This is a genomic window from Thalassospira indica (assembly GCF_003403095.1).
GTDB classification, from domain to species: domain Bacteria; phylum Pseudomonadota; class Alphaproteobacteria; order Rhodospirillales; family Thalassospiraceae; genus Thalassospira; species Thalassospira indica.
This window is the reverse complement of record NZ_CP031555.1, coordinates 3,462,663-3,477,381: the sequence shown is the minus strand read 5'-3', so window position 1 is coordinate 3,477,381 and position 14,719 is coordinate 3,462,663. Positions and strand designations below refer to the sequence as shown.

The following is a 14,719-nucleotide window of genomic DNA, read 5'->3' as shown; positions in this document are numbered from 1 at the left end:
ACGGCATATCCCGATTTTATGGACCCGCAGACCTTCCGGTTTGGGGGTTTTTCTTTGACCTGATGACGAGGCCCCGATGAACGATCTGAACCAGCCTGTGGATGTGATCTGGTGGATCACGGCTGTTGAAATTCCTGCTGTCGCCAGCTTGTTCTGGCTGCAATGGCGGATGCGATCCGAACTGCTTGGCCGTATGGAACAGATGCGCACGCGCGAGGAGACAGACACGTCTGATCTGCGCGATGCACTGGCGGCGTTCAAGCTTGATGTCGCACGCAACTATGTCTCCATCCCCTATCTCAAGGATGTCGAAAAGCGCCTGACCGGCCATTTGCTCCGGATTGAGGCCAAGCTCGACATGCCTGCACCCCCGAGCAAAAAGGACCTGATTCATGACTGATACATTGATCCGACCCGATACATTGCCGATCACTGATCCGGGGACGTTGCCCGAGGTCGAAGTCCTTGCCCGAACGCTATATGGCGAGGCGCGCGGCGAAGAGCTTGCCGGGATTGAGGCGGTGGCATCCGTGATTCTCAATCGCGTGGCGTTTGCGCAATCTCGCGGGCGGTATTGGTGGGGCAATGACATCAAATCGGTGTGCCTGAAACCGGCACAGTTTTCCTGCTGGAACAAGGCGGACCCAAATCGCAAGAAGCTTCTGGCGCTTAGCCCGCGCGACCCGGCCTACCGTCTGTGCAAACGCATCGCCAAACGCGCGGTGGCGGGGGAGCTTCCCGATCAGACCGAGGGTGCCACCCACTATCACACCCATGCGGTGGATCCGTTCTGGGCACGCGGCCATGTGCCGGTAGCCGAAATTGGCAATCATCTGTTCTACAAAAACATCGGCTAGTCCGATGGCCGCTATTGCCGCCAAGACGGACTGCAAAGAACCATTGGCTGCGCTTCCGGTGCTCACGTACTCAAACGTACGCTGCGCGCCGGTTCTCGCCAATGCTCCTTTTCGTCACGCCTTACCGACAATCCCGACCATCGGCGGGATGCCCCGAATTTGATGGAGGTGCAAAATGATCCCAGCATTGCTTGCCCAGATCGGCCTGCCGCTTTTGATGAAGGCGGTGGGGGCGGGGCTTGATCATATCGACAACCCGATTGCCAAAACGGCGGCCGAGGGCCTTAAACAGGTGGAAAAAGCCGTCACCAAGGGCGACGTCACCCCGGAGCAAATCACTGCGGCCAACCGCCACACCGAACGTATGGCCGAAATCGAACTGGCGCGCGATACCGAAACGCTTAAATCGGTCAATCGCACCATCCGTGCGGAGGTTGCCAGCGAAGATGCGTTTGTTAGGCGCTGGCGCCCGAGCTTCGGCTACGCCGTCGCACTCACCTGGATCATGACCATGGGCGCGATTGCAGCGGCCATCATCCTGACCCCGCTTCAGGCCCCGGCGATCATCGCAGCGCTGGTCAATACCAGCCCGATCTGGGGCATTGCGTTGGGTGTTCTGGGCGTGAGTGTGGTTAAGCGGAGTGCGGATAAGAAATTACCGTGATTTCGAATGTTTCGTTTGTTTCGAATATTGCGAATAGAAGGGCGGGTGTGTATAAGTAAGAAAGCTACAAGAAAATTTGTAGAAATTTGTAGAAAAATTGCAGGCTGGCGCCGGAAAGTGAAATGGAGATTGCACTATGTCCGCAATTCGCAAAGACGATTTTGGCGGTAGATTGCCCACGCAAATTGAAAGCGCTACTGCCGATCAGCTCCGCCAGATTATTGCGTCGCAGACCAAGGATGGTGAGGATACCAAGCTGACCGTCATGCCCGGTGATGGGAAACCGGAAACGATTACTCTAAGCCCGGCTTTGACGGAAAGCCTGATGGCGTTGCTGCGTCTGGTATCCAGCCGTCAGGGATTTCAGATGATCCCGCTTTCGGCAGATTTGACGACGCAACAGGCGGCAGATTTGCTCAATGTCTCCCGGCCCTATCTGATCAAGCTGCTTGAAGCCGGCGACATCCCGTATGCCACAGTCGGACGGCATCGTCGGATCAAGGCCGAGGATTTGTTTGCCTATAAAACAGCCCGGGATGCAGAGCGTCGCGAAGCCTTGTCAGAACTGGCAAAAATGGACGCAGAGCTTCTTTTGAAAGGGTACTAGGCGCAGATGACCTGTCGGAGCAAAGAAGGGGACTTCCTCTTTTCTCATGCGATCATCTTAACGCCACTCCAAGCCCTCGCAATCATCGCAGTGCTCGTCAATACTAGCCCGATCTGCGGCATTGCATTGGGGGTGAAGGAGTGTCGTTACGCGGAGTGCGGATAATGGACTTCGTGTTGACCCGGAATCGGGTTGTATTAGGCGGCATCTGCTGGTTGTTTTTTTAGTATACGTTAACACTAAAGGTTTCTAATGTTCTTCCTCATATGAGCGATAGATGGTGGAAGCTAATGATACCTGAGCACAAATTTGGCGGGAAGCACACTGAGCTCAAGCTCAAAATTGTGAAGAGTTATCTGGATTCTTACCTGATCACTATGCGCAAGTCGCAGTTCAAGAACATCTATATCGATGCGTTTGCTGGAACCGGGAGTAGAACTCAGCTTCAGGGGGATGTGCCTCTTTTTGCTGGAGAGCAACCACAATCAATTGATGTTCCAGGTTCAGTCAGGCTTGTGCTCGATATCGAAGATGGTTTTGACGAGCACATATTTATAGATAAGAACCCGAAGCATGTTCAGGCATTGAACGAACTCGTAAAAGACTATCCGAAGAAGGTAGCTAAATGTATCGAGGGAGATGCAAACGCGATAGTTACATCTATTTGTCGGAAAACTAATTGGAAAAAGTCAGGAGGGCCTTGGGGAACTCGCGCTGTTCTATTTCTTGACCCGTATGGTATGGAAGTTGAGTGGGAAACCTTGCAAGCAATTGCAGCAACTCAAGCAATAGATCTTTGGTTCTTGTTCCCAATTTCTGGGCTGTATCGACAAGCTGCTAAAAATTGGTCCAGTGTTGATGACTCAAAGATAAGTGCTTTGAATAAATGTTTGGGAACCGATGAGTGGCGGAGTGTTTTCTATCAACCGAAAACTCAGTTTGGCTTGTTTGATCAAACCGAGGAGTTGGTCAGGGAAAAGGATGTTCAGGCACTGGAAGAGTACGTGAAAGAACGCCTAAAGACCGTTTTTACAGCTTGGGTTTCTGATCCAATCCAGCTCTATGGGCCGACAGGTGCTCAGTTGTATTCTCTCTTTTTCACACTATCTAACCCAAGCCCAAAGGCTCATGCCGTTGCAAGCGGTATCGTTAAACACCTAAAAAAGACGATGAGATAGCGTTTTCTGGCATCTGATCCCATGTTTGGCCCCGATAAACGCGACCGTTGGCTTTCTTTGATCTCTTCTTGTTATCGGACCCCCATGTGCCCCATTGTTTGAAGAAGAATGCCGTATCATAAATCGCGCATTGATCATGAATTTCATCAATCCATGCTTCTTTGATTGGGCGCGCATTCGGTCCACTTTCGCCGCCTACAATAGCCCAATGAATGTCGGACAAGTCGGTAGGACCGACGGAGCCAATAAGTGGTTCAAATGAAATGAAGCGAATTGCGGCTGGGACTTTGCGCAGATAATCAATACGTTCAACTACGTCACGGCTCTCAACGCTCGTTCCGAGCCAAACATTTGGCAAGACGGGATAGTCTTTTCCGCTCAGTACTCCGAGCATGCGGTCAGGGCGCTTCGTTAGAATTTGATAGTTGTGTTGCGGTGTTTGCCGCATGACTTGCCAAACGGCATGAATAAAGCTTTCCTGCACGTCTGCATGGAACAAATCACTCATCGAGTTGACGAATATTTTTCGCGGCTTTTTCCAGTTTAAAGGCGCTTCAAGAGCTTGTTCGTCCTCGCGGATTTTTCCGGTCCAAACAGCCTTGCCATTCACTGTTTTAGTTAAGCCGTTGTATTTATCGACACCCATCGCTTCCAAGCGTTTTGCCATGCGCATAGCATAGCAATTTTTGCAACCGCTTGACTGAATGCTGCACCCTGCAACCGGATTCCAAGTTGCGTCGGTCCATTCGATTTCCGTCTCGGCCATGACTCAACTCCTGCGGGATGGTTTCAAGCTTTGTTCGCGCTTAATGCAATGTGCAGGTTACGCCATAGTATTTGAATCTTTGTTAAGATCGGTGACGAGCTAGCTTGCGAGGCGTTTTACGCCTGTTGGCTCGTTTGGTCTAGTTGGCATGATCCATGGCGATCACCCCAGTTTTCTGATCCAAGCCTCACATCGGTTCGAGACATCGTCAACAATCAGGTCCAGCCTTGGGCTGTCGGCCTCGGTCCCTCGGAAATCATCGCGCAAGGGGCCGATGGCGTCTTGCAGTTTGGTGGCCAGGGTGAGAAGGGTTTTGCGGAGCGCTGTGGGGGAGCTTCCGATCATGTGGGCCAGGGCTTCCCAGTGTGACCAGTCCAGTTCGGTCGGGTCAAAGCATCCGCCGATGGATTGCGCAAGGCGGGGGCGCTGGCTTTTGAAGCAATCGCGGAAGGCGGCCCCGTTATTGACGTCATAAAGCGGGCTGATGGCGGTTTGAACAGTCGTTGGTTCACTGTTGGCGGGACGTTGGCGATAGATCAGTGAATAGTTCTTGGCATGCGCATCCGGGTTGCCGATCAGGAAATTGAAAATCACAAATCCCAGCAGTTTCGGGATGTCGCGTGCCGGAATGCTGCTGGCCTGTTTGGTGAGCGCAAACATCGCCGCAAGGTCCGGCCCGCCCTGCTTTTCATATTTGACATCGGGGTTAACGCCAAGCGCCTGACAGAAATCTTCCTGATGCAGGCGGGTGACGCGGACGCCGGCTGACGTTTGGGCATAGGCGCGATCAAAGCGGGTGACAAACAGGACCGGGCGGTTATCAAAGATACGAATTTTGGTGTGCGCGGCATCCAGCCCGATGGTGCGCGCAAGCTTCATGCAGAAATGCTCGGTCCGGGTAGAGTCCGGTAGACGTTCGATATCGATTTTAAGGATATGGGTGCTGGGATAGCCGCCAATCGGCAAGGCAATCTCGCCGGTATCGGGATCGATATAAACCGCGGCCTTGTCATTGACCCCGGCCAGCGACAGGACCACTTCATCCTCATCAACAAACAGTGGTCTTTGCGGCAGATCGGCAATGCGTTTGGCGAGATCATCGGATGTGATCGGGGTGAGGTGCGGTTGATGGTCTTCCGAGGAAAACGAGGGGGCGTCTGGCACCAGCATCAAGGCCCCGGCGCAATCGCGCCCGATATGTTCAAGAATGCCGAATTCATCTGTCGGGGCAACGTCAAACAATGCACCGATCTGGCGGCGGACATCCTTTTTATCGGGCAAAAGGCCGTCAAAAAATGGTTCGATTGATTGATGGTCAAACGTGCCGGGCTGTAGCGGGATGCTTTGCGAAACCGGATAGGCCGCCGGATTTGAAAGCCAGCCTTTGTCGTATTCAAAGGACATATAGCCGCGCGCATCAGAGCGCAAAACGCCAACCTGATCCCGGCCGTTGGCAAGCACCAGAAGGGTTTTGGTCATGCCCGGTCTCCGTTGCTTTGGCCGGGATCGGTTTCAGTCGGTATATCCGACCAATCAAGCATCACCTGACCGCCAAGGGCGCGGATGATATCCAGGATGTTGGCAAAACTCGGATTGTCGGCCTTGCCGGTCTCAAGCTGGCTGAGGAACTTGATGCTCAAGCCGGTGGCGAGCGACAGGTCGGTCTGCGACAGGCCAAGCGCCTTGCGCGCCTTGCGGATTTCCGGGCCAAGCTGATCCAAGTGAGTGATAAGCACAGCATCCTCCAAATTTACCTTTGGGTAAATATAGGTGATTGCTGTGCGGAAATCAATACATGTTTACCTACGGGTAAAATATCCCAGTTTTGGTCTGTTGTGGGTTTTAAATATACCTTTGGGTAAAATTGTAAAGCTTGCACCCACAACATGGCACAAGCTTTACAGGCAGGGTGTTTGGTGGGCTTGATCCTAGATCCTAGATCGTGATCTCAAGGCTTTTCATCACCTTGCCTTTGCCGCCGGCCATCAGGCCGGTGATGCGGCCGTCTTTGAGGTTTAGCGTGACCTTGATCTGGCTGGGGGAGGGTTCGGCCATGAATGCGCCTTGGGCGATCAGGAACGTGTCCTTTTTGATTGCGAGCACATCATGGAGCACGCAGGCCAGCGGGCCGGCGGCCATGCCGGTGGCGGCTTCTTCTTCGATGCCATAGCGCGGGGCGAACATGCGGGTGGTGGCGTCAATCCCGGCATCACCTGCGTCACCGGTGTCGGTGGTGAAGATGTAATAGCCGATCAGATCCAGCTTCTCGCTGATCGCGTTGATGGCGTCCTGATCGGGTGTGATGTTTTGAAGTGTGGCTTGGTCCTTGACCGCGACGACGATGAAGTTATTGCCAGTATTGACCAGAACCGGGCGGGCACGGACATCGAGATCATCCTCAGAGATTGACAGTGAATTCAGGACATCCTCAAGCGTGACACCGTGATCAACCCAGTCGGTTGCCGGGGTGTAGGTCGGGGCCAGTTGCTCCATATAGGCCATGCCGTTTTCCAGGATGATCTTGCGCGGGCCATCGACGGTTTCCTTGGAGGTCTCGCCATCGGCAAAGCGGCCAATTTCGGCGAGATAGGAAAAGGTGGCGATGGTCGCATGCCCGCAATGGGCGATACGCTTGTTGGGCGTAAAGAAATCAAGTTTGATGCCACAGGTCTCGGATTTCGAGACAAAGGCGGTTTCCGACAGGCCGACTTTCTGCGCGATCAAAAGCTTTTGCGCCTCGCTATATTGGTCGGCATCAAGCACGACACCGGCCGGGTTGCCACCCGTTCCGTTTTTCACAAACGCATTGACGATCTGGACCGGGACGGTATGGGTTTTTTCTTGAGATGTACTCATATCTGTATTCCTGCTAAAATCTGTGTTTCAGCGAATATAATCCGTATATCAGGGATTCTGGACTCATATATAGATGAAGAAATCTCATGAAATGTCGCGGGCGGATCTGATGGCGCGGGTGATCCCGCTGGCCCCGGTTCTGGCCGCCATTGCGCGTGAAAACAGTTTCAGCAAGGCGGCCGAAAAGCTTGGTGTGCATCAATCGGCCATCAGTCACCGCATCACCCAGCTTGAAGAGGCGCTTGGCTTTGCGTTGTTTGAGCGCACCACGCGCCAGATCACGCCGACCGAATATGGCCGGGTGCTGTGTGCGGCGGCGCTTGAAACGGTGGGTGTCTGGGACGGGGCGTTTGACCGGCTGGAAAAATTCCGGACAGAAGGCACGGTGCGCCTGTCGGTGGCATCAGCATTGGCGATGAAATGGGTGTTGCCCAATCTGGCGAGTGCCCAGCAGGCGGGGCTTGAGATTGCCTTGGATGTCAATGACCGGCCGGTGGATTTCGCAAAGGGCACGATGGATGCCGCCATTCGCTTTGGTGCCGGGCCCTATCCCGGTTTGCATTCCAGCTTGCTTAAAAAGGCAGCGATCGTACCGGTCGCCCGTCCGGGCTATGTCGGCGGGGGCAGGGGGCTTCAAGACATTCTTGGCGATCCTGACGTTGCCTTGCTTAAGGATGCGGTGGGGGAGCGCGATGGCACGGATTTCAGCTGGGGCTATTACTGCGCGAAGGCCGGTTTAAGCCTTGATGCGGATCGCAAGGCATTGGCCTTTGATCGTGCCGATCTGGTGTTGCAGGCGGCAATCAACGGCATGGGCATCGGGCTTGGCCGAACCCTTCTGATTGAAGGCGATATCGCGCAAGGGTTTCTTGCACCGGTTGGTCCTGCGGTTCCCATGAAATCGGCCTATTGGCTGGTCTGCAGTCCGGAATTTTCCAAGACGGAACGCCATGCGAAGCTTTTGGGCTGGCTTAGGGATCAGATGAAATAGGCTTGCCGTTTTGGTTGCGTCTGCCTAAATTCCCGCCATGACAAATACAACTGATGACATGATCTATCGCGTATTGGGTTCGGATGAATGGGCAGAAGCGCTCAGTGCCGGACAATATGACGGTGCGCCGCATGATATTGCCGATGGCTTTATCCATTTCTCGACCCAGGATACGCTGGCCGCAACGCTTGCGCTGCATTATGCCGGGCGCGATCACTTGAAACTTTTGCGCGTGCCGGTCGCGCCGATTGCGGCCAAGATCAAGTGGGAACCGGCGCGTGGTGGCACCCTGTTCCCGCATTTGTATGATGTTCTGTCGGTGGAACATGTGACCAAGGTTGATGAAATCCGCCTTGATGAAAACGGTGTTCACATCCTGCCCAAAGATTTGCGCTAAGCCCCGCGCGGTTTCCACAGATATAACCGCCCGCCGCCTTTCTTGGTGCCGGTATCGATCACGCCGGGAAGTTTTCCGGCGCGCACGGCATTCAGGAACGCGTGGCCGAGTTTGACCTTGTCGCCGATATAAAGCGCATCCCAGCCCTGCCCATAGATTTCATGGAAATGAAACGGGCCGGGGGTGCGGGCGGCAAGGGTGCTTTTCAGTTTATCGAGATCAAGCTGTGTCATCTGACCATCCAAGCATAGTGGCCGGTGCCATGCATTGTTCTGGCGCAAATTGGTTGGAAACAACCCGGCACGTCAGACGTTTCTTGGCTATGCATATTATTCATATCCATCGCGAAAAGTGCGTCGCATGACCAAACCCAAAAATGCATCGGTAGAGGATATCGTAGCGCGTATCGGTGATCGCGCAGCCAAAGACAACCGCGTTTCGGTCGGCGATATTGTCGCCGAGCTTGGACAACGCAGTCAGGGGCCGTTCCTGTTGGTGCCGGCTCTGATTGGTGTGTCGCCGATTGGCGGCATTCCGTTTGCGCCGACCTTTCTGGCCGCACTCGTTGCCGTGTTTTCCCTGCAAATCATCATCGGACGCACGCATTTATGGCTGCCCGATTTTCTGGCAGAGCGCGAGATTTCTGGCGATAAAGTCCGCACAGGGCTGGAAAAGATCGACCCGGTGGCCAAGCGCATGGATCGCTGGTTCGGCGGGCGGTTTGAAAGCCTGATCAGCGGGGTTGCCGTGCGGATCGCAGCACTTATGTGCTTGATCCTGTCGCTGTCGATGCCGATGTTTGAGCTTGTCCCCTTTGCCGCCATCGCCCCGATGAGCGCCATTGCCGCCTTTGGCTTGGCGATCCTGGTCAGCGATGGCCTTTTGATGCTGGCCGCCCTTGGCATGACCCTCGGCACCGTGATTTTGATGTTTCAGATTATCTGACGCATTCAGACCGCCGATCATTTAAAATGCCGATCTTGGTGCGTAAAGAGAGCGGAAATAACTTTCGCACCTGTTCTTTTGGCTTTAGCTTCCATCAACGTCGTTTGGACCCTAAGAGAACAAGGTTTCATGAAAGTATTACTGACGGGGGCAACCGGTTTCCTCGGCTCGCGATTGGGTGAAATTTTAACGCAGCGTTCGGATAACGAACTCACTGCTGCTGTCCGTCGCCCTGTTGAAGTGCCGGCCGGGCGCATTGTTCAAGTGCCTGAATTGGATGGCAATACTGATTGGTCTGACGCTGTTCGCGGCCAAACCGTCGTTATTCATGCCGCCGCCCGCGCACATGTGATGAAAGATACCGCGACTGATCCGCTGCGCGAATACCGGCGGGTAAATGTCGATGGGACACTTAATCTTGCGCGGCAGGCCGCAGAGGCCGGTATCAGACGATTTGTCTTCATCAGTTCGATCAAGGTGAACGGCGAGGAAACATCAAAGGGGCAGCCCTTTACAGCCGATGATGATCCAGCGCCCAAAGATGATTACGGTATCTCCAAGCGTGAAGCAGAACAGGGACTTTTCCAGCTTGCCTTCGAAGCCGGGATGGAGGTTGTGGTCATTCGCCCGCCACTGGTCTACGGGCCCGGGGTGAAAGGCAACTTCGCCAGTATGATCCGGCTTATTGACAAGGGAATACCACTGCCTTTGGGGGCAATTCATAACCGGCGGTCGCTGGTGGCACTTGATAATCTGGTCGATCTGATCGTGACTTGCATGGCCCATCCCGATGCTGCCAATCAGGTTTTTTTGGCGGGCGATGGGCAGGATATTTCGACGACGCAGCTTTTGCGCGGGGTCGCGACAGCCATGCGCAAGCCTGTTTGGTTGATACCCGTGCCGGAATTCTGTTTGATGTTCGGGGCCAAGATACTAGGCAAAAAGGCAATGGCGCAGCGTCTTCTGGGGTCGCTGCAGGTTGATATCACCAAAGCAGAAAGGCTTTTGGGGTGGAAGCCCCCGTTGTCGGTTGAAGACGGCTTTCGCCGTTGTTTCAAACAGGACTAAAAGAACAACAGCCCGCCGATGGTTCGGCGGGCTACTTTTTTTGTGTTTGTGATCGGTGTTAACTTACGCGAGTTCTGCCAGGGCAGAGGCGTTGAAGTCTTCCAACTGATCATAGGCGCCGTTTTTGACCTTGTTGGCCCACTGCGCGTCGCTCAGAAGCGCGCGGCCAACCGCGATCAGGTCAAACTCGCCCTTTTCCATGCGATTGATCAGCTCATCCAGGCTGGCCTTTTGCGATGCTTCGCCGGTGAACGCGCCGATGAAGTCGGATGACAGGCCGACAGAGCCGACCGAAATGGTGGCCGCCCCGGTCAGTTTTTTCGCCCAACCGGCAAAGTTCAGGCCCTTTTCGCCATCAATTTCGGGGAATTCCGGTTCCCAGAAACGACGCTGCGATGCGTGGATGATATCCACTCCGGCCTCAACCAGCGGGGCCAGCCAATCGGTCATTTCATCAGGCGTATAAGCAAGGCGGGCGGTAAAGTCCTGCTGTTTCCATTGGCTGACACGCAGGATGATCGGGAAGTCCGGGCCGACGGCCGCGCGCATGGCGGTCACCACTTCGCGGGCAAAGGTCGAACGTTCCTTGATCGTCTTGCCGCCAAAGCGATCGGTGCGCAGGTTGGTGCCGGGCCAGAAGAACTGATCGATCAGATAGCCGTGCGCGCCATGAATTTCAAAGGTATCAAACCCAGCATTCTTGGCATCCAGGGCGGCCTTGGCAAAGGCGGCAATCGTGTCGGCAATATCAGATTCCGACATGGTGTTGCCGCGCGGATCATCCGGGCCGACCAGACCGGACGGGCTTTCGACCGGTGCGTCCGGTTCCCAGCCATCAGGCGTTCTGGTTGATCCGGTATGCCAGATCTGCGGACCCATTTTGCCACCGGCTGCATGCACGGCATCGGCAACGGCCTTCCAGCCCTTCATGGCAGCCTCGCCATGGAAAAGCGGAATGTGCGGAAGATTACGTGATGCCGGCCGATCGACCACAGTCCCCTCGGACAGGATCAAACCAACGCCGCCTTCGGCGCGCTTGCTGTAATAATCGGCATTGGCCGCACCCGGAATGCCGTCAGGGGCCTTGTTGCGGGTCATCGGGGCCATGACGATACGGTTGGCAAGCTTAAGCGTTTTCAGCTTGAAAGGTGTGAAGAGAATGTCGGGTTTTGACATTGGATATCCTTTGATCGGAATTTCTGTTTTGGTCGCTCCTAGATATTCCGGAAATGGCGGCTGTCAATCTGTGGCCAGGCGATAAAAACATCGGTACATGTTTTTATGCAGTACAGCGCCTGAGATCGTTGATCGAGCGGTCATAAGAAAATAACCGGCCGCATGGTGCCACTTGATGCCATTGATCCTTGCTCAAAAGCCCTTGGCCGCGTAAGAAAAGGACATGTCCTTTCAAACACGGAGCGTCTCGCGTGGGGTGGTATAAGTCACTGGTTTTGCCGATTGTCCGCTGGATTGATGCCGAGACCGCCCATGGTCTTGCGATCTGGGCACTGAAAAACAATCTGGTGCCGCGCGCCGATGATGCGACCGACGCGACCCCGATGCTGGAAACCGAAGTGTTCGGGCGCAAATTTGCCAACCCGGTCGGGCTTGCCGCCGGTTTCGATAAAAACGGCGAAGTCCCCAACCAGATGCTGTCACATGGCTTTGGTTTTGTTGAAATCGGCTCTGTCACGCCTTTGCCGCAACCGGGCAATCCGAAACCGCGTCTTTTCCGGCTTTATTCCGACCGGGCGGTGATCAACCGTATGGGGTTCAATAACGACGGGGCCGAATTGGTGGCCGCACGCCTGCGCAAACGTGCGCGGCGTGGCGTTTTGGGGGCCAACCTTGGCAAGAACAAATATTCCGAAGACGCGGCCGATGATTACGCCAAGGGGGTCGAAGCACTTGGTCCCTATGCCGATTATCTGGTGGTCAATGTTTCCTCGCCCAATACACCGGGTCTGCGCGCGCTTCAGGGGCGTGCCCCGCTTGAAAAGCTGCTTAAGGCCGTGATCAAGGCGCGCAATAGCTTTGCCAAGGGTGTGCCGGTCTTGCTCAAGGTCGCACCGGACCTGACCGAAGAAGACAAATCCGACATTGCCGCCGTGGTGACCAAGGTCAAGCTGGATGGCATGATCGTTTCAAACACCACGATTGATCGGCCTGTCGGGCTTAATTCCTATGATCAGGATGAAAAAGGCGGCCTGTCCGGCCCGCCTTTGATGGCACCTTCGACCAAGGTTCTGGCGGACTTCTATCGCCTGACCGAGGGCAAGGTACCGCTGATCGGAGTTGGCGGCATTGCATCGGGCAAGGATGCCTATGAAAAGATCCTGAACGGCGCTTCGCTGGTGCAGCTTTATTCGTCGCTGGTCTATCACGGGGTTGAGCTCGTCGCAGACATCAAGGAAGACCTGTCGCGGCGTCTGCGCAAGGATGGCTTTGCCAATGTCGCGGATGCGGTCGGGGCGGCCTTCCCGGAAATTTCGGGCAAGAACATCCCGGTCGATGAAGCCCGTGCTGCGCGTGAGGCCGAGGCCGCCAAGAAAAATTGAGCCTGTGGTTTGTGGTTTTGCCCATGCCGATATCCCCCATGGCAATTTTTATCGTTAAACAGGAACACCCGAATGCAAACCGCCTCCTATGAAATGATCAATGGCCTGTCCGAGGTGATTGGCAAATATGATGCCGTGATCCTTGATCTGTGGGGCGTGGTGCATGACGGGGTGACACCCTATCCAAGCTCGATCGCCGCGATGACAGCGCTCAAGGAAGCCGGCATTCCGGTGGCGCTTCTGTCCAACGCACCGCGTCGGTCCTCGGTCGTGATCAAGCGCATGGAAGATATGGGCATCTCGCGTGATCTGTATGGTCCCGCAGTCGCATCGGGCGAGGTCGCCTATGCCCAGCTGGTCGCGCGCTCTGATCCCTGGTACGCCAAGCTAGGTCGCAAGGTCCTGATGGTGGGGCCGGTGCGCGACATGTCGATGTTTGAACAGCAGGATGTCGAGATCGTCACCGAGGTCGACGATGCTGACTGGGTTCTGATCACGGGTCCCAACGAGGACCATGACCCGGTGTCGAAATACGAAGACTTGCTCCATGCGCTTAAGGCCCGCGACCTGCCGGTGCTGTGCCCGAACCCCGACCGCGAAGTGATCCGTGGCGGCAACCGCATCATCTGTGCCGGGGCGATTGCCGGGCGTTATGAGGAACTCGACGGCAATGTCCGCTGGGAAGGCAAGCCACTGGCAAGCGCCTATGACTTCTGCCTGCAGGCGTTCGACAAGGGCCCGGATGCCAAATTGCTGGTGGTGGGCGACAGCATCTCGACCGACATCGCCGGATCGAACAATGCAGGTCTGGATGTCGCGCTTGTGACTGGCGGCATCCACGCCGAGGAACTGGGGGCCCCACGTGGTACTTTGCCGGAACGCGAAAAGCTTGATGCGCTTCTGGCGGCAACGGGCCGACACATCACCTATGCGATGGGGGATTTCTGCTGGTGAGCGAGTTCTACCGACCTGAGTTGGTTGAGGCTCTTAATTTGCTGGCAGAGGCATCTGATGCTGTCGCAGAGCTTGGTCATCAGAGGCCGGTACTTGTCGGTGGTGCAGCCGCAGAACTCGCAACGTTGGGAGAGCTGATTTCTGGGGATCTTGATATTGTCACACCGTGGCAGCAAGAGTTCGAGGACGCCTTGGAAGCAGCAGGGTTTGTTCGGAGTATAGGGCCGGGTTCATTTTCACGAGGATTTCAGCACCCATATCTCGATATCGGTGTGGAGGTTGTCGGGAGTACGCTGTTGGATGGTCGCGGAAGCTATGACCGTGTTTTTCTTCTGCGTCTCGAAAGTGGTCGCGCTGTTAGTGTCATTTGTATTGAGGATTTGATCGCGGACCGGATGGCTCAATACAACTCCCCACCGAACTATGATTTGCAAGCTTTGGATCAGGCAGAAAAGCTCTACCAACTTGCGTTTGACCTAGATAAAGCTTATCTTGATAAGCGAATTACCGAAGAAACAGCCGGTGATTTTGATTTGGCATTTTTGGAAAAGAAGGCTGATGCGCGAGATAACGATTAAGGAGTTGGCAGCGAAAGTCAGTCAGAAGAAAGCCGAGATGGGCTATTCTGGCGGTGGTTTCGTGCAGCCAAATTCTGGTCGTCGACGCACTGAAAGCAAGCGTGCATTACTTCGAAATATTGAGGCCGCTGCCAAGGCGCGCGGTGAAGAGCCGACTTTCAAGGCCAACTATTAAACCGTTTTAATTGCTGCTGACGTCGCTGTTGAGTGTGCCCGCTTTTCGATAGGAAAGCGGGTTTTATTTTGTTTGCGATTGGTGGGTGGTAGGGTGATCGTGCTCCCAATACCATAAAGGAAACG

Annotated in this window: 19 protein-coding genes; 13 read left to right on the top strand and 6 right to left on the bottom strand. The window is 54.9% G+C overall.

Going from position 1 to position 14,719, the window contains the following annotated elements:
• The first annotated feature begins 76 nt into the window (after positions 1-76).
• The 5 genes from DY252_RS16380 (at position 77) to DY252_RS16355 (ending at position 3,306) form a co-directional block, all read left to right on the top strand.
• Positions 77-400, top strand: coding sequence for a hypothetical protein (locus tag DY252_RS16380; RefSeq protein WP_064788442.1), 324 nt, complete (start codon positions 77-79; stop codon positions 398-400).
• On the top strand, positions 393-857 hold the full coding sequence (locus DY252_RS16375; protein WP_064788441.1) for a cell wall hydrolase: 465 nt from the start codon (positions 393-395) through the stop codon (positions 855-857). Before DY252_RS16380 ends, DY252_RS16375 begins: the two co-directional genes overlap by 8 nt.
• A gap of 175 nt (positions 858-1,032) precedes the next feature.
• Positions 1,033-1,521: a 3TM-type holin gene (locus DY252_RS16370; protein ID WP_064788440.1), complete on the top strand. Its 489-nt coding sequence runs from the start codon at positions 1,033-1,035 to the stop codon at positions 1,519-1,521.
• Between the two features lie 136 nt (positions 1,522-1,657).
• Entirely contained in the window at positions 1,658-2,128 is a 471-nt protein-coding gene (locus tag DY252_RS16365) for a helix-turn-helix domain-containing protein (protein ID WP_064788439.1), read from the top strand.
• Positions 2,129-2,394: 266 nt separating this feature from the next.
• A complete protein-coding gene (locus DY252_RS16355) occupies positions 2,395-3,306 on the top strand; it encodes a three-Cys-motif partner protein TcmP (RefSeq protein WP_082923424.1) in 912 nt (303 codons plus the stop codon).
• Here the strand turns inward: DY252_RS16355 and DY252_RS16350 are convergent.
• The 4 genes from DY252_RS16350 to DY252_RS16335 all read right to left on the bottom strand — a co-directional run bounded on the left by DY252_RS16350 (position 3,278) and on the right by DY252_RS16335 (position 6,928).
• A complete protein-coding gene (locus DY252_RS16350) occupies positions 3,278-4,072 on the bottom strand; it encodes a DUF5131 family protein (protein WP_064788437.1) in 795 nt (264 codons plus the stop codon). The genes DY252_RS16355 and DY252_RS16350 overlap by 29 nt on opposite strands.
• A gap of 162 nt (positions 4,073-4,234) precedes the next feature.
• Positions 4,235-5,551, bottom strand: coding sequence for a type II toxin-antitoxin system HipA family toxin (locus DY252_RS16345; RefSeq protein ID WP_064788436.1), 1,317 nt, complete (start codon positions 5,549-5,551; stop codon positions 4,235-4,237).
• The gene (locus DY252_RS16340; RefSeq protein WP_197482568.1) at positions 5,548-5,808 is read right to left on the bottom strand and encodes a helix-turn-helix domain-containing protein; all 261 of its coding nucleotides are present in this window, start codon (positions 5,806-5,808) and stop codon (positions 5,548-5,550) included. Before DY252_RS16340 ends, DY252_RS16345 begins: the two co-directional genes overlap by 4 nt.
• A 199-nt stretch (positions 5,809-6,007) precedes the next feature.
• Positions 6,008-6,928, bottom strand: coding sequence for a PhzF family phenazine biosynthesis protein (locus DY252_RS16335; protein WP_064788434.1), 921 nt, complete (start codon positions 6,926-6,928; stop codon positions 6,008-6,010).
• Between the two features lie 73 nt (positions 6,929-7,001).
• Between DY252_RS16335 and DY252_RS16330 the strand changes: the two genes are divergently transcribed.
• Together DY252_RS16330 and DY252_RS16325 are read left to right on the top strand one after the other, a co-directional pair.
• On the top strand, positions 7,002-7,919 hold the full coding sequence (locus DY252_RS16330; RefSeq protein WP_197482567.1) for a LysR family transcriptional regulator: 918 nt from the start codon (positions 7,002-7,004) through the stop codon (positions 7,917-7,919).
• Between the two features lie 37 nt (positions 7,920-7,956).
• Positions 7,957-8,316 (top strand): DUF952 domain-containing protein, encoded by a 360-nt coding sequence (locus DY252_RS16325; protein ID WP_064788432.1) that lies wholly within the window; start codon positions 7,957-7,959, stop codon positions 8,314-8,316.
• On the opposite strand, the gene DY252_RS16320 is transcribed toward DY252_RS16325, so the two are convergent.
• A complete protein-coding gene (locus DY252_RS16320; RefSeq protein ID WP_064788431.1) occupies positions 8,313-8,549 on the bottom strand; it encodes a DUF1413 domain-containing protein in 237 nt (78 codons plus the stop codon). The two genes, DY252_RS16325 and DY252_RS16320, sit on opposite strands and share 4 nt — an antisense overlap.
• A 127-nt stretch (positions 8,550-8,676) precedes the next feature.
• Between DY252_RS16320 and DY252_RS16315 the strand changes: the two genes are divergently transcribed.
• Both DY252_RS16315 and DY252_RS16310 read left to right on the top strand, forming a co-directional pair.
• Positions 8,677-9,261 carry an exopolysaccharide biosynthesis protein gene (locus DY252_RS16315; RefSeq protein WP_064788613.1) on the top strand — a complete coding sequence of 195 codons (585 nt, stop codon included), beginning with the start codon at positions 8,677-8,679 and terminating at the stop codon, positions 9,259-9,261.
• Between the two features lie 129 nt (positions 9,262-9,390).
• On the top strand, positions 9,391-10,329 hold the full coding sequence (locus DY252_RS16310; protein ID WP_064788430.1) for a UDP-glucose 4-epimerase family protein: 939 nt from the start codon (positions 9,391-9,393) through the stop codon (positions 10,327-10,329).
• A gap of 63 nt (positions 10,330-10,392) precedes the next feature.
• Here DY252_RS16310 and DY252_RS16305 read toward each other — a convergent pair whose 3' ends face one another.
• On the bottom strand, positions 10,393-11,505 hold the full coding sequence (locus tag DY252_RS16305; RefSeq protein ID WP_064788429.1) for an NADH:flavin oxidoreductase: 1,113 nt from the start codon (positions 11,503-11,505) through the stop codon (positions 10,393-10,395).
• Positions 11,506-11,756: 251 nt separating this feature from the next.
• Here DY252_RS16305 and DY252_RS16300 point away from each other — a divergent pair, with 251 nt between their 5' ends.
• The 4 genes from DY252_RS16300 to DY252_RS16285 all read left to right on the top strand — a co-directional run bounded on the left by DY252_RS16300 (position 11,757) and on the right by DY252_RS16285 (position 14,594).
• The gene (locus DY252_RS16300; protein ID WP_064788428.1) at positions 11,757-12,887 is read left to right on the top strand and encodes a quinone-dependent dihydroorotate dehydrogenase; all 1,131 of its coding nucleotides are present in this window, start codon (positions 11,757-11,759) and stop codon (positions 12,885-12,887) included.
• A gap of 72 nt (positions 12,888-12,959) precedes the next feature.
• Positions 12,960-13,841 (top strand): TIGR01459 family HAD-type hydrolase, encoded by an 882-nt coding sequence (locus DY252_RS16295; RefSeq protein WP_064788427.1) that lies wholly within the window; start codon positions 12,960-12,962, stop codon positions 13,839-13,841.
• On the top strand, positions 13,838-14,419 hold the full coding sequence (locus DY252_RS16290; protein ID WP_082923423.1) for a hypothetical protein: 582 nt from the start codon (positions 13,838-13,840) through the stop codon (positions 14,417-14,419). Before DY252_RS16295 ends, DY252_RS16290 begins: the two co-directional genes overlap by 4 nt.
• On the top strand, positions 14,400-14,594 hold the full coding sequence (locus DY252_RS16285) for a hypothetical protein (RefSeq protein WP_064788425.1): 195 nt from the start codon (positions 14,400-14,402) through the stop codon (positions 14,592-14,594). Before DY252_RS16290 ends, DY252_RS16285 begins: the two co-directional genes overlap by 20 nt.
• The last annotated feature ends 125 nt before the right edge of the window (positions 14,595-14,719 follow it).

Coding starts and splice junctions, on each gene's coding strand:
- DY252_RS16380 (WP_064788442.1), top strand. CDS start 77: ATGAACGATCTGAACCAGCCTGTGGATGTGATCTGGTGGATCACGGCT.
- DY252_RS16375 (WP_064788441.1), top strand. CDS start 393: ATGACTGATACATTGATCCGACCCGATACATTGCCGATCACTGATCCG.
- DY252_RS16370 (WP_064788440.1), top strand. CDS start 1,033: ATGATCCCAGCATTGCTTGCCCAGATCGGCCTGCCGCTTTTGATGAAG.
- DY252_RS16365 (WP_064788439.1), top strand. CDS start 1,658: ATGTCCGCAATTCGCAAAGACGATTTTGGCGGTAGATTGCCCACGCAA.
- DY252_RS16355 (WP_082923424.1), top strand. CDS start 2,395: ATGAGCGATAGATGGTGGAAGCTAATGATACCTGAGCACAAATTTGGC.
- DY252_RS16350 (WP_064788437.1), bottom strand. CDS start 4,072: ATGGCCGAGACGGAAATCGAATGGACCGACGCAACTTGGAATCCGGTT.
- DY252_RS16345 (WP_064788436.1), bottom strand. CDS start 5,551: ATGACCAAAACCCTTCTGGTGCTTGCCAACGGCCGGGATCAGGTTGGC.
- DY252_RS16335 (WP_064788434.1), bottom strand. CDS start 6,928: ATGAGTACATCTCAAGAAAAAACCCATACCGTCCCGGTCCAGATCGTC.
- DY252_RS16330 (WP_197482567.1), top strand. CDS start 7,002: ATGAAGAAATCTCATGAAATGTCGCGGGCGGATCTGATGGCGCGGGTG.
- DY252_RS16325 (WP_064788432.1), top strand. CDS start 7,957: ATGACAAATACAACTGATGACATGATCTATCGCGTATTGGGTTCGGAT.
- DY252_RS16320 (WP_064788431.1), bottom strand. CDS start 8,549: ATGACACAGCTTGATCTCGATAAACTGAAAAGCACCCTTGCCGCCCGC.
- DY252_RS16315 (WP_064788613.1), top strand. CDS start 8,677: ATGACCAAACCCAAAAATGCATCGGTAGAGGATATCGTAGCGCGTATC.
- DY252_RS16310 (WP_064788430.1), top strand. CDS start 9,391: ATGAAAGTATTACTGACGGGGGCAACCGGTTTCCTCGGCTCGCGATTG.
- DY252_RS16305 (WP_064788429.1), bottom strand. CDS start 11,505: ATGTCAAAACCCGACATTCTCTTCACACCTTTCAAGCTGAAAACGCTT.
- DY252_RS16295 (WP_064788427.1), top strand. CDS start 12,960: ATGCAAACCGCCTCCTATGAAATGATCAATGGCCTGTCCGAGGTGATT.
- DY252_RS16285 (WP_064788425.1), top strand. CDS start 14,400: ATGCGCGAGATAACGATTAAGGAGTTGGCAGCGAAAGTCAGTCAGAAG.